Here is a 12,621-nt window from a genome sequence, read left to right as displayed (position 1 = left end):
GGGGATCTAAACGCTGTGAGGCAACTCTCAAAGACTTGTGTGTACACCGTAGCCCCGCCTGCGGGGAGGGGTTGGGGGTGGGGTTCTTTTATTATGGGTAAGCACCCGGACATGATATCAGTGAATATCAGATGGGAATCAGAGTCTCCAAGAATTTTTGAATTTTGAATTGTTTAATTATTAATAATCCTCTGCTGAATTAAGTAATAATAGTCACCCTACCTGTATCTAAATCGTAACGACCCCCGACAATTTTCAATTTGCCCGACTCCACCTGCTTATTTAAAAGCTTTGATCGGTTCAATCGTTCAATTTGATATTGCACATTTGCCACCACAGCGTTTTCAACTGCATCACCCGGCTGATCCTTGACCCTTTTTAGGGCTGGCTTAATTGCCTTAACAAAAGTACTAATATCACCAGGTAATGATTCTTTTTTAACAGCTGCGGTTACTGCGCCACAACGCTCATGACCCATCACCATTAGCAGCGGAGAATTTAATAAGACAACTGCATATTCAATACTGCCGATCGCTTCATGTGTGGCAATATTTCCGGCAATCCGCACATCAAAAATGTCCCCAATGCCTTGATCGAAAACAATTTCTGCGGGGACTCGTGAATCCGCACAACTAAGGATGGTTGCAAATGGATGTTGAGCTTGAGCAACTTCGTGCAGCCGCAGCTCAGATTGATCGGGGTATTGGGGATGATGATCGACAAATCGCTGATTTCCCTCGATCAGCTTTTGTAAGGCGGCATCGGGAGTGAGGGATTCAGCAGAAGTTGAGGGGATTTCGGCAGCTTTCGCCTGTTCTACCCGCCAGAGTAAATCGCTGGCAGTTAGCATCATCCCAAACGCCCCAGTCATTCCTAACTTCAAAAAGTCACGACGTTCCATGAAATGTTTCATTGAATTTATAACTCTCTTAAATCGACGCGATACATCTGACAGAGCGAATTTCCATCACATCGGAAACGTAGCAAGTACCTCCGAACTTATTGAGAACTGGTCTGATATTTTCGACAACACGCTTGAGTTCTTCTGGCATACAAAATGCGAGGATGTAAACATTATCAAGCATGGTCATGTCTAAATCTTCTGTCGTTCCTCGTAATCCTTTACCAACAACATTTCTAATGACGGCGTGGTTATGTACACCTGACTTGTCTAAATTATCTAAAATTTTGGCAAGCTCAAAGGAGTTGGCGATAATTTCTATCTTTTTAACTACGTGCATATTATTACCTCCAGAATAGGTTAATTCCGTAGAGATATAGCGGAATTCCCACAATAATATTGAACGGAAATGTGACTGCTAGAGCGGTAGAAACATATAGGCTGGGATTTGCTTCGGGAACAGTCATTCGCATCGCTGCTGGCACAGCAATGTAAGAAGCGCTGGCACACAATACAGCGAATAACAGCGAATTTCCCTGAGGCATACCGATGAATTTGGCGATCGCTAACCCAATGCCTGCATTGAGTATAGGAATTAGTATGGCAAATAAAATCAGGAAAACTCCGGTTTTTTGCAAGTCTTTAATTCTTCTGGCAGCCACCAGTCCCATATCCAGTAAAAAGAAGGTGAGAATGCCATAAAACAACCCTTGAGCAAAGGGTTCTAATACGTGCCAACCACGTTCTCCTGTCAAGACACCAATTAAGAGGCTACCAACTAGGAGAAAAACTGAACTATTAAGAAATGCTTCTTGCAAAACTTCTGACCAAGCAAACTCTCGCTTTTCATCGGCGGTGAATATACTCACCAAGATCAGACCAACAATGATCGCCGGAGATTCCATCAGGGCAAGAGCTGCTACCATGTAACCATCATACTGAATACCAAGCTCAGTTAAAAAAGCGCCGGCAGTGATGAAAGTGACGGCACTGATAGAACCGTAGGTTGCTGCGATCGCAGCTGCATCGTAAGTATCCAATTTCCACTTCAGGATAAAAAAGGTGTAAATTGGAACAACACAAGCCATCATCATTGCTGCTGCGAGTGTTAGAATCACTTCTTGATTAAGTCCGCTTTTGATTAGTTCTACCCCTCCTTTAAAACCAATGGCAAACAGCAGATACAACGAAAGGAGTTTAGGCACTGGTGGGGGAATTTCTAGATCGGACTTGACAAAAACAGCAGTCATGCCTAAAAAGAAAAACAAGATTGGCGGATTCAAAATGTTGGATACAATTAAGCTAAAATCCATATCCACCCCTCTTTATACTGGTAAAACCTGCAATTAAAGAAATTTTTCATCTTTAAAAATTTAACGGTTCAATGATGATGTATCGTGTATTGTTACCTAATGTCAATTGGGTACTCAAGGAGTGAATAGTCCGATTGGTGACTATACTCTCAGTTAGATATGTACAGCGTTTTGCAAGCAAATAAACCACGGTCTAGGAAACATTTTCATGTCTCCACGAAAACGTATTGGGGCAATTTATTAATTTAATTGCTCCTAGTGTTGACAACAGAACAAGTTAGAGCTTGCTCATGATGTTTTGATGTTTGATTCCCCGTGGCTGATTTTACGACACAACGCGCCGGAATAACTAGTGGCTAAGTTTTCTACGTAGAAAAGTTAACGTATTGTCAGGGCAATTCATAATTGCCCCGACAATGTTTTGGTGTATGTTTCGCGGATTTTTGGCATAAATCCGATAAAGATGATACCTGACAATCTTTGTTGACCAAGTTTCGTTAGGATGTTGTAACCTGGGCAATAGCGACTCTCTATTGATGTTACCCCAGGCGTTAGGCGTAGCCCGCACTTCTGCTCCCTTCGACTACGCTCAGGGCAAGTCGTTCAGTGACCGTCGGAGACATCGCTTTTTCACATCTATGACAACAACCATCGACTTTCTCAGTCACCTTAACCCTAGTCAACGTCAAGCTGTCGAACACTACTGCGGCCCGTTGCTAGTTGTTGCTGGCGCAGGTTCCGGTAAAACACGAGCGCTGACTTATCGCATTGCGAATTTAATTCTGAAACACCGTGTCGATCCAGAAAATATCCTGGCGGTTACTTTTACCAATAAAGCCGCGCGGGAAATGAAAGAACGGATTCAACGGCTGTTTGCGGAACAACTGGCAATGAAACAACACGGTCAGCGGTTGGATTTATTGACAGAATACCAACAAACGCTACTGCGATCGCAAGTTTACAAAAACACGATCAAAGATTTATGGTGTGGCACTTTCCACAGTCTATTTTCTCGCATTCTCCGTTTTGATATTGAAAAATATGTAGACGAAAAAGGACGCAAGTGGAATCGCAATTTCTCTATCTTTGATGAATCAGATGTTATCAGTTTGATCAAAGAAATCGTTAATAAAGAGCTAAATTTAGACGATAAGAAGTTTGACGCCCGCTCTGTTCGCTACGCTATTAGTAACGCTAAAAACCAAGGTTTATCACCCCAAGAATTTGAGCAAGACCAACCAAATTATCGCGGAAGGGTAATTGGTCAAGTTTATAATTTATATCAAGATAAGTTAGCACAAAACAACGCTCTTGACTTTGACGATCTTATTCTTGTACCTACGAGATTATTTCAACAAAACGAGCAGGTATTGGGTTACTGGCATCGCAAGTTTCGTCATATCCTCGTAGATGAATATCAGGATACTAACCGCACTCAGTATCAACTGATTAATTTATTAGTTACTAATGGCGAAACCAAAAAGAGCGAATGGCAATGGGAAAATCGCTCAGTTTTTGTTGTCGGCGATGCAGACCAATCGATTTACAGCTTTCGGATGGCAGATTTCACCATCTTGCTAGGATTTCAGGAAGACTTTGGCGATGGTTTGGTAGATGATGACACCCGGACGATGGTTAAGCTAGAAGAAAACTATCGTTCTTGTGAAAACATTCTGCAAGCGGCTAATGAACTGATTGAAAATAACACCCAACGGATTGATAAAGTCCTGAAAGCGACGCGGGGGACGGGCGAACAGATTACTTGTCACAAAGCCGATGAAGAACTTGCAGAAGCGGCATTTGTCATTAATCAAATTAGCACTTTAGAACAGCAGAATCCAGAGTTAAACTGGGGTAGTTTTGCCATACTTTATCGGACGAATGCCCAATCTCGTCCCTTTGAAGAATTGTTGGTGAAATATCAAATTCCTTACACAGTTGTAGGGGGAATGAGGTTTTACGATCGCAAAGAAATTAAAGATGTCGTTGCTTATTTAAGAGCGATAAATAACCCAGCTGATACAGTCAGTTTATTACGAGTTATTAATACTCCCCGGCGGGGAATTGGCAAAACCACTATTGACGCTTTGATGAACGCATCTCAGCAATTAGGGACGACTTTGTGGGAAATACTCAGCGACGAAACATCAGTTAATACATTAGCTGGACGGGCGACAAAAGCTGTAAATAACTTTGCCGCTACGATCAGCCGTTGGCAAGCACAAGTCAGCACGCTTCCCGTGACTGAGGTTTTGCAAGGAATATTGGAAGATTCTGGTTACGTTCAAGATTTGATGAATCAAGGCACGGATGAAGCCACAGATCGGGTACAAAACGTTCAAGAACTTTATAACGCCGCGCTGCAATTTCAAGAAGAAAATGAAGAAGTTTCTCTGCGAGACTTTCTAAGTAGTGCTGCCCTCAGTTCCGATTTGGATAACTTAAAAGAAGGACAGACAGCCGTTTCTTTAATGACTTTGCACGCTTCCAAAGGTTTGGAATTTCCCGTGGTGTTTTTGGTGGGATTAGAACAAGGGCTATTTCCCGGCTACCGTTCCCTAAGCGATCCTGCATCTTTAGAAGAAGAACGCCGCTTGTGTTATGTGGGAATTACTCGCGCCCAAGAGCGGTTATTTTTATCACACGCGCGGGAACGGCGTTTGTATGGTTCTCGTGAACCTGCGATGCGATCGCAATTTCTCGACGAATTACCAGAAGAATTATTATCTACCAAACGCGCGAGTCGTCAAAGTTATACCAAAAGTGCCTCTACTCCTAATGGGAAACAAGACTCAGCCCAGAATTGGCAAGTAGGCGATCGAGTATTACACAAAACTTTTGGTCTTGGTGAAATCACTCACGTCTTCGGAACGGGTAATAAGATGTCTGTAGCAATTAAATTTGCCAGTTTGGGACAAAAAATTGTTGACCCAAGAGTAGCACAGTTGCAACGAGTAGAGTAAGAGGTATATAAACGACCAGATAGACTATATTTTGATGGTGCGTTGCTACATAACAAGCTGTGTCTAACTACAGAAGAAGCATTTATAACTCCAGAACGTGCTGGACTAATTAAAACTTGTTCATTTCTAACTCCAGAACGTGCTGGACTAACTAAGACTTGTTCATTAATAAGTTAGGAAGAAGTTTTATTAACTAAAACTCTTCTTTTACTTATCAATTTTGGACTTTTTATAATTAATCATTAAATTGATTAAATCCAAGTTTAGTTTTACTTATCTAAAAACGAGTTAGTTGTAAATAAAACACCAACATTTATAAGTTGAGCTTAAGTTGTATTAACTCCAGCTTCTTCTGAATTTATCAAAGGATGAGTTTTTGTAACTTGTTGTTTTTCATATTTCAATTTCTTTAAAGTGTTCAACAGTAGGAAATGGCTCATAAAAATGATGTAGAAGTTTTTTCCACTCTTGATACTCAGCAGAATTTCTAAATCCTACAGTATGAGATTCTAAAGTTTCCCATCTGACAAGTAATAAATATTTACCTTGGACTTCTATACATTTATGCAATTCATGGGATGAATATCCCTCCATTGAGGAAATAATTTTAGAAGCTTTTTTGAAAGTAGCTTCAAAATCGAATTCTAGACCAGATTTGACATTAAGAATAACTGCCTCAAGAATCATAAAGTTTTGTGGTGACAATTGGACTAATGTTATTTAGTATAATTTTAAGCATAATTACTCATAAAAATGTAGGCATTAACTTTGTTTTTGAAGATGCACTGATGTTCTAAGCAAACCTTTCAATAAATTATATGTATTTTAAAAAGTAGGAAAAGTGGGAAAAGTAGGTTGTTTTATTCTAATTATTAAATATTTGTGAGATCAGTGGTATTATACTTCTTGCTTGATCAATCAAACAGAACTTATTTTAAAAGCACTTACTTTTAAAACAAGTTCTGTTTGGGCGCGATATTTCCTAAAAATGCGTGTTCTGTATTTCAGGCATTGCTATTAAAAAAGGCTATTAAATAGACGAGAAAAGCTTGGATTTTCTCAGATATTTACTATTAAATAAAGTCAGAACTACAAAGTTTTCTAGACATTCCATACAAATTTTAGTAGGCATAAATTCGGTTATTTTTAGGCTTCATCTTTGTAGCCGAATTTTATTGTGTGAAGTAACAAAACCGATCCAGGATCAAACTTAACAGAGAGGCTTTGACGATGAAAATACAAAACCTATTTACAAAGGTTTTCTGGTTGACATTGATTTCTATCACAATCATGGTTGTGACTATTTTCAGGTTAAGTCCTAGTTTGGCTCGTTCCACGACAACACCGCTAGTTCCAATACCAGCAAAGGAAGTGATTATAGCCAATAATTCAGCAGGAAGGTCTCTCTATAACAGATTAGGAGGCTACAACGCAATTGCCGCAGTCATTGACGATTCCGCAGGAAACATATTTGCTGACCCATTGATTGGTAAATACTTTATTGGCTTGAGTACCAACTCAAAACAGCGGCTGCGTGAGTTGCTAATAGCTCAATTCTGCCAAGCAGCAGGTGGCCCTTGTGTGTATACTGGGCGGACTATGAAGCTTTCTCATAGTGGAATTGGTGGAGGTCTCACCAATAGTGAATTTTATGCTTTTGTTAATGATATAGGCCTAGCCCTTGATAAAAATGGGGTCAAGCAACCAGAGAAAAACCAAGTGTTGGCATTTGCCAATAGTCTTAGAGACCAGATTGTTGAAAAGTTATAGACAGGGGTGACGAAAGATAGTTGACCCAAAAGTAGCGCAGTTGCAACGAGTAGAGTGATAAAATCGCAGAACCCCGACTTCTCAAATAAGTCGGGGTTCTTGTTTTGTATATTGCAATTTTTTCAAAGTGTTCAACAGTGGGAAATAGTTCATAAAATTAAGTTAATGTTACTTAGTTTAATCTGAATGTATGTCTACGACGGGCTACTCCTACGCAAACATTTTATTGAATTAAAAATAATTCTTGAAAAAATAGCTAATAGCAGCACAAAACGGAGTATATTGACCATTGGCATCCAGTTTTTCATAACCTTGGGCAAGTAGCTGTATTTCTGCTTCAGTTAAACCATCAGTAGCAAGCAATGCAGCGTCAATTGCTAGCCTACGCATATTTTGCAGCTTGCTGATATTGAGTGCAAGGTTTTCAATTGTTGTTTCAGCAGCAGCTTTTTTCGCTGGCTCATCTGTTGGTTGAATTTCTCCAGAAGCAGGGTATTTGAAAAAATCAGTGCAGGTTATTTCTAGAGGCGAAACCATCAGATGCTCGTCGTACCAGTTATCTTTTCTATGACCACAATGTACTGGTACTCGAGGTTGTTTTTCATCTTCACCTTGACATGACACCATGAGATTTGCGTATTCATAAGTCAATTGTGGATAAATACTTTTGGGTTTCAAGTGTTCAATATGGCATTCATTCCTAGTGATCGAAGCACCACAGTAACAACAGATATAACCTTGTTCACAGAGCAATGCCTCGAACACATCATTTTTCACTGATTTTTTGAATTTTATCCAAGGAAGTACCTTACTGCCAAGGTTATTATTCCATTTAGTTAAGCTAATCGGTTTTGCAACCTTTTTTATATACTTCATCTATTGAGAATTTCCTTTCGCCGAATGAGTACATCCGCTTTGACAAACTCTGGCTCATCTGCTCCAATTTCATTAGCCAATTGTTGACGTAATCGCCTAGCACCTTCAATATTTCCAGCATCAATTAGTCGAAAAAGTTCTAAAAGACTTTCCTTAATTTCCTTGGGACGTTCTGGAACACCCATGAGGTCTTCTAATATACGATTGCTATCTCTACCAAAAGAACTTTCTGGTCTTTTAGCAACAACACCTTCATCTTTTTTTTCTAGAATAAAAATTCCTTTTGGCTTGACTTGGCTAATTACTTGAGGCGAATGCGTGGTGACAATAAATTGGCAATTGGGGAATGTTCTTGTCAAAGCTGGAATAATTTCTCGTTGCCATTTGGGGTGTAGGTGGAGTTCAATTTCATCAATTAAAACAACGCCACTACCTTGGAGTGCATCTGGTAAACTAGGGTTAGCGATCGCTAATCGTCTTGCTAAATCTCCCACCATAGCCAGCAAGCATTTCTCCCCATCAGATAGTTGATTAACTATGAGTTCTTTACCTTGTTTTTGCACAGTCATTCTCATTAGCGGGGAACGACGCACTCGTAAATTAGAAAAACTCGGTATTAATGAAGATATGGCTTGCCTGACTGATTCTAATTGCCTATCCCGATAACTAGAATTACCTTCTAGGCGTAACTCATTCTCTAAATCTTCTTGCTTTTTAAACCATTCAAAGAAGATTCTAAACTCACTTCCTACTCCTGTAAGTGCGTTTTCATATACATCTATTTGTTCAAATGAATGCTTTGTGCGAATCTTCAAAGGAATATCCAAGACTGCACGATTGGTGGAATAATAAACTAAGACAGGAATATTTAATTGATTAGATATATATAAATCTTTTTTGATATTTTCAGCAACCTTTGTTATGGCTGACAGGTTAGTGTTAGTATCTTTGCTTAATCCTTTATGTACCTTGGTTAGAGACCATATTGCTTCTTCAGAATTCAATGAAACAGTGATTTCGTTATGTGTTTCCTTTTGCCCATTAGTGATGTCTTCCTCCCTGAAGACTCTTCCTGAAGATGTTGAGTGTTGAATCGAGCTAGTAAAACGCGATAGAAGAATAGCAAGGCAATCAATAATACTCGATTTACCTACGCCGTTGATACCAATAAATACCGTTGGCTCTGCTTCATCGAACTCAAGCGTCAAATCGCCGATTCCACGGAAGGATTGCATTGTCAGGCGCTTGACTTTCATAGTTTTAATAACGCTGAATGTAATTTACTTGGTGCGTAATACCCAACCTACAACTAATCGAAAGCAGACTTGACATAATCAACTGCTAAAGGTGTGATTTTATCGACAAGATTATTAATGACGCCTCGTTCATATTCAGTCCAAATTCTAGGATGACCAAAAATGCATGGTTGTAAAATTCCCCAGAGTTGTCCATCCTGACGTATATGGGCATGAATAAGGGCCCGATGTCCAAAATTCTTCTGTTCAAATTCTCGATTTAATACTTGAGGAGCAGCAGTTTCTACATCTTCAACAAAGATTGAACGTTCAGCACGTAACGCAGCCGCAAACATCGGATCTTCATCTACTAAAGTTGGGGGTTGTGCTGCCCATTCTTCATTATAAACAGTTGGTATATCTGGAGTACGAATCCAACAAAAGGCAACTCTACCAAGATCATTTTGGGGATTGTGCAGGTATAGAAAACATCTATCAGACTGCAAAAAATCGCCTATAGCTGGTAATAGTGCAGAAAATATAGCCTCTGGTGTTTGAGATGATTCTACAATATTTTTGAGTCCAGAAGTAAGTTCTTGCTGAGTCATATAACTAAGCTGATTTTAATTGAATAATCCCTTTATCAAAAACGCGATTATTAGTAGCGATCGCACTTATTTCTATTCTATCTTTATACACTTCATAAGAAGCAAAACTTAAGTCACTGGTAGAATACCCTGTCCACTCAGAACGCCCTACAGGACGATTACCAGCACCCGCGCCACAAATTAAGTAAGTTGTCCCATCAATAGCACGAGTGCGCTCATAATTATGTTCGTGACCATTGATGTAAAGTTGAACGCCGTATTTTTTAAATAGCGGAGTAAAAGTTTTAATAAAATCTGGATTATTCCCATACTGACCCGATGAATAAATTGGATGATGACCAAACACCACTTTCCAAGGAGCATTACTAAGACTTAATTCTTTTTCTAACCAAGGTAGCTGGTTTTTCCAATCAGCATTTCCGTTAGTATCTAAAGCAAAAAATTGCACAATTCCGCGACGGAATGTATAGTAACGTCCCTTCATATTAAAGCCAGCATACTTGACTTGTAGATCGCCATTAGCGGTACGAATATCGTGATTACCTAAACAAGCCTGAAATTTCACACCTTGCTTGAGTAAACCTTGATAAGGACGCTCAAAAACTGCATTAATTTTCTCAATTTCGCCGTTATTGTAAATGTTGTCTCCAGCTAAAACGACTAAATCATAAGGATTTTTCTTATGATACGCATTCATAGCTCCAGCCACAGCATACTGTCCTTTAGCCCCAGTCCCCGTATCTGCTACAGACACAAAACGTAATAACAAGTCTTTTTTGGTTGGGTTGGCGGCTATAGCTGTTGTTGAATCGCTAATATCAGCACTTTGATGATTTTGATGAGCAAACATCCAGCTTAAAAATCCTGTACCAATGGCGCTGACGCTACTTAAAAATAAAAATTGACGGCGTTTCAGTTTCATAAATCACCAAATTTAATAAATAATCAGTTTAGCGAAAACAATGAGCAATGAAGTGATACATTAATGCAAAAGAAGGCAGCACCAGTAATAATGTACGTTGTTTGTCTTTGATTCGCTGCTTTTGGTGAAAGTTCCATGTCACAAGACAATCAGTCAAAACCGACGGATGAGCAGATAACTCAACCTCCCCAAAAACCTTACCAGAGAGTTCAGCCATTTTGGAAGGCTAAAATTATCCAACTTCTCCAAGGGACGATTGGGGTTTTAGAAGTAACGGTGGAAAAACTGGAGACAGCACCTCCACCTGGTAGTGAGGAAAAACCTGGTTTTTTTCAGCAACTTCAGTTGAGATGGGGTGGACTGTTAAGGACAATCCGCTTGTTTTTACCATCAAATTTGTCAACAAAGTTATCAGATACAGCTTTGACGGGAATTGTGACTGGAATTGCTGTAATTCTCGTTTGGACAACTACGACTGTCTTTACTGGTAAACCTACGGTAATAGCAACCCTTCCTCCGGTTGAAGAGGTTCCCATACCAACACCAACGATAACTACTCCACCGGAGTCAGTCGCACCAGAACCACAGCCACCAGAGGAAATTACGCCCCCGCCAGAAGTACAAATTACGCCACTAACGCCGGAACCGGAACCAGAACCAATTCCTACGCCAACGCCAATCCCAACGCCAATCCCAACACCAACGCCGACACCCATCATAGAATTGACACCTGAACAAGCTTTGATTGCGGCTATTGAAAATCAGGTAGCCGAAATTAGCGATCGCGTTGCCTCTGGTCTGATAAAGTCAATTCAAGCCAACTTCCGTACAAGTAACTTGACTGTCAAAATTAGTAATGATTGGTACACTCTCAATGAATCTCAGCAAGACAAACTAGCTGCGGAGATATTACAACGCTCTCAAGAACTTGATTTTACTCATTTAGAAATTATCGATTCCCAAAACATGCTGATAGCTCGTAACCCGGTTGTTGGAACTGAGATAGTGATTTTTAAACGGCAAACAGCAAGCTAAAGTAATTCGTAATTCGTAATTCGTAATTCGTAATTTAGACGTTTAACTTTAAGTATTTATGTTAGACAACGTTTCGCTATTGCTGAAAGCTTGTGAAAACTTAAACATTAGCTATGAAATTCTTCATCCTTCGGAAAACTTAATCAAAATAAAATTGAATAATAAACAGCATTATTTTTGTAACTATAGTACTCCCTTACTTAATCAAGCAGTAGCACACCTGCTCAAAGACAAAGAATATACTTATCATGTTTTAAATAAAAAAATTAAACTTCCTCGCACAGTGGGTTTTCTTTCCCCTTTTTGTGACACCAAATATAAGATTTACTTAAAATTTCCAACTATTCAAGATATCGTATTAGAAATAAAAGAAAATTTTGAAACGCCAGTAATTATTAAAAGAAACTCTGGTGCAAGCGGGCATAATGTCTTTTTATGTAACAATATAGATGAAATTGAAACTGCTTTAAAAGAAATTTTTAATATTAATAATAAGTATGATTACGTCGCTCTTGCTCAAGAATTTATTCATATCAAATCTGAATATAGAGCGGTTTTCTTAAATAAAGAGTTAGTTTTGCTCTATGAAAAAGATATAACTGATGCCAAATTTGTCGGTAATCTCAGCCCTCTACACTGGGATGGTGCGAAAGCAAAGTATATTAACGATCCACAAATACTATCAGAGATTGCTAATTTTGCTCAACCAGTTTTTGAAGAGTTAGACCTTGATTATGGTGGCTTTGATATTGTATTAGATCGAGATAATCAATATTGGTTAATTGAAATAAACTCTCATCCAAATTTTGGCATTTTTATTAGAGACAATGGAGAGGAGCATGTTTTGAAAATTTTTGAAAAAATGCTTGTTAGCCTAGCCTCAAATTGAAAAAATAAATTATCCAATATTGTGGGGTGGGCATCTTGCCCGCCATATAAACTGGGCGGGCAAGATGCCATTGGTGTCAAGTTAAGGCATCAGCCCAGATGTTAAGCGA

At 39.2% G+C, this 12,621-nt stretch carries 12 protein-coding genes; 4 read left to right on the top strand and 8 right to left on the bottom strand.

What is annotated here, in order from left to right:
* Positions 1–199: 199 nt before the first annotated feature.
* The 3 genes from ACM0OX_RS33330 to ACM0OX_RS33320 are packed head-to-tail and all read right to left on the bottom strand — an operon-like array spanning position 200 to position 2,214.
* Positions 200–901 carry a carbonic anhydrase gene (locus ACM0OX_RS33330; RefSeq protein ID WP_414519218.1) on the bottom strand — a complete coding sequence of 234 codons (702 nt, stop codon included), beginning with the start codon at positions 899–901 and terminating at the stop codon, positions 200–202.
* Between the two features lie 28 nt (positions 902–929).
* The gene (locus ACM0OX_RS33325) at positions 930–1,241 is read right to left on the bottom strand and encodes a P-II family nitrogen regulator (protein WP_414519214.1); all 312 of its coding nucleotides are present in this window, start codon (positions 1,239–1,241) and stop codon (positions 930–932) included.
* A gap of 4 nt (positions 1,242–1,245) precedes the next feature.
* On the bottom strand, positions 1,246–2,214 hold the full coding sequence (locus ACM0OX_RS33320; protein WP_334895533.1) for a sodium-dependent bicarbonate transport family permease: 969 nt from the start codon (positions 2,212–2,214) through the stop codon (positions 1,246–1,248).
* 638 nt (positions 2,215–2,852) lie between these two features.
* Between ACM0OX_RS33320 and pcrA the strand changes: the two genes are divergently transcribed.
* Positions 2,853–5,177, top strand: coding sequence for a DNA helicase PcrA (gene pcrA, locus ACM0OX_RS33315; protein WP_414519216.1), 2,325 nt, complete (start codon positions 2,853–2,855; stop codon positions 5,175–5,177).
* 393 nt (positions 5,178–5,570) lie between these two features.
* Here the strand turns inward: pcrA and ACM0OX_RS33310 are convergent, their stop codons facing one another.
* Positions 5,571–5,864: an antibiotic biosynthesis monooxygenase family protein gene (locus tag ACM0OX_RS33310; RefSeq protein WP_414519212.1), complete on the bottom strand. Its 294-nt coding sequence runs from the start codon at positions 5,862–5,864 to the stop codon at positions 5,571–5,573.
* A gap of 543 nt (positions 5,865–6,407) precedes the next feature.
* On the opposite strand from ACM0OX_RS33310, the gene ACM0OX_RS33305 reads away from it, so the two are divergent.
* Positions 6,408–6,947: a group I truncated hemoglobin gene (locus tag ACM0OX_RS33305; protein WP_414519210.1), complete on the top strand. Its 540-nt coding sequence runs from the start codon at positions 6,408–6,410 to the stop codon at positions 6,945–6,947.
* Positions 6,948–7,178: 231 nt separating this feature from the next.
* On the opposite strand, the gene ACM0OX_RS33300 is transcribed toward ACM0OX_RS33305, so the two are convergent.
* The 4 genes from ACM0OX_RS33300 to ACM0OX_RS33285 are packed head-to-tail and all read right to left on the bottom strand — an operon-like array spanning position 7,179 to position 10,588.
* Positions 7,179–7,823 (bottom strand): retron system putative HNH endonuclease, encoded by a 645-nt coding sequence (locus ACM0OX_RS33300; protein WP_334835742.1) that lies wholly within the window; start codon positions 7,821–7,823, stop codon positions 7,179–7,181.
* Positions 7,820–9,079, bottom strand: coding sequence for an AAA family ATPase (locus ACM0OX_RS33295; protein ID WP_334835744.1), 1,260 nt, complete (start codon positions 9,077–9,079; stop codon positions 7,820–7,822). Before ACM0OX_RS33295 ends, ACM0OX_RS33300 begins: the two co-directional genes overlap by 4 nt.
* Before the next feature lie 53 nt (positions 9,080–9,132).
* Positions 9,133–9,666 (bottom strand): GAF domain-containing protein, encoded by a 534-nt coding sequence (locus ACM0OX_RS33290; protein WP_334835746.1) that lies wholly within the window; start codon positions 9,664–9,666, stop codon positions 9,133–9,135.
* Positions 9,667–9,670: 4 nt separating this feature from the next.
* Positions 9,671–10,588, bottom strand: a complete 918-nt coding sequence (locus ACM0OX_RS33285; protein WP_334835749.1) for a metallophosphoesterase family protein — start codon at positions 10,586–10,588, stop codon at positions 9,671–9,673.
* A gap of 135 nt (positions 10,589–10,723) precedes the next feature.
* On the opposite strand from ACM0OX_RS33285, the gene ACM0OX_RS33280 reads away from it, so the two are divergent.
* Both ACM0OX_RS33280 and ACM0OX_RS33275 read left to right on the top strand, forming a co-directional pair.
* Entirely contained in the window at positions 10,724–11,623 is a 900-nt protein-coding gene (locus tag ACM0OX_RS33280; protein ID WP_414519209.1) for a hypothetical protein, read from the top strand.
* Between the two features lie 58 nt (positions 11,624–11,681).
* Positions 11,682–12,512 carry an ATP-grasp domain-containing protein gene (locus ACM0OX_RS33275; RefSeq protein WP_414519208.1) on the top strand — a complete coding sequence of 277 codons (831 nt, stop codon included), beginning with the start codon at positions 11,682–11,684 and terminating at the stop codon, positions 12,510–12,512.
* Positions 12,513–12,621: the final 109 nt, after the last annotated feature.

The sequence above is a fragment of the Nostoc sp. PCC 9305 genome (genome assembly GCF_963920915.1).
Taxonomy (GTDB): domain Bacteria; phylum Cyanobacteriota; class Cyanobacteriia; order Cyanobacteriales; family Nostocaceae; genus Nostoc.
The sequence above is the reverse complement of the archived record's forward strand: the minus strand, read 5'-3'. Positions and strand labels throughout refer to the sequence as shown.

Coding starts and splice junctions, on each gene's coding strand:
- ACM0OX_RS33330 (WP_414519218.1), bottom strand. CDS start 901: ATGGAACGTCGTGACTTTTTGAAGTTAGGAATGACTGGGGCGTTTGGG.
- ACM0OX_RS33325 (WP_414519214.1), bottom strand. CDS start 1,241: ATGCACGTAGTTAAAAAGATAGAAATTATCGCCAACTCCTTTGAGCTT.
- ACM0OX_RS33320 (WP_334895533.1), bottom strand. CDS start 2,214: ATGGATTTTAGCTTAATTGTATCCAACATTTTGAATCCGCCAATCTTG.
- pcrA (WP_414519216.1), top strand. CDS start 2,853: ATGACAACAACCATCGACTTTCTCAGTCACCTTAACCCTAGTCAACGT.
- ACM0OX_RS33310 (WP_414519212.1), bottom strand. CDS start 5,864: ATGATTCTTGAGGCAGTTATTCTTAATGTCAAATCTGGTCTAGAATTC.
- ACM0OX_RS33305 (WP_414519210.1), top strand. CDS start 6,408: ATGAAAATACAAAACCTATTTACAAAGGTTTTCTGGTTGACATTGATT.
- ACM0OX_RS33300 (WP_334835742.1), bottom strand. CDS start 7,823: ATGAAGTATATAAAAAAGGTTGCAAAACCGATTAGCTTAACTAAATGG.
- ACM0OX_RS33295 (WP_334835744.1), bottom strand. CDS start 9,079: ATGAAAGTCAAGCGCCTGACAATGCAATCCTTCCGTGGAATCGGCGAT.
- ACM0OX_RS33290 (WP_334835746.1), bottom strand. CDS start 9,666: ATGACTCAGCAAGAACTTACTTCTGGACTCAAAAATATTGTAGAATCA.
- ACM0OX_RS33285 (WP_334835749.1), bottom strand. CDS start 10,588: ATGAAACTGAAACGCCGTCAATTTTTATTTTTAAGTAGCGTCAGCGCC.
- ACM0OX_RS33280 (WP_414519209.1), top strand. CDS start 10,724: ATGTCACAAGACAATCAGTCAAAACCGACGGATGAGCAGATAACTCAA.
- ACM0OX_RS33275 (WP_414519208.1), top strand. CDS start 11,682: ATGTTAGACAACGTTTCGCTATTGCTGAAAGCTTGTGAAAACTTAAAC.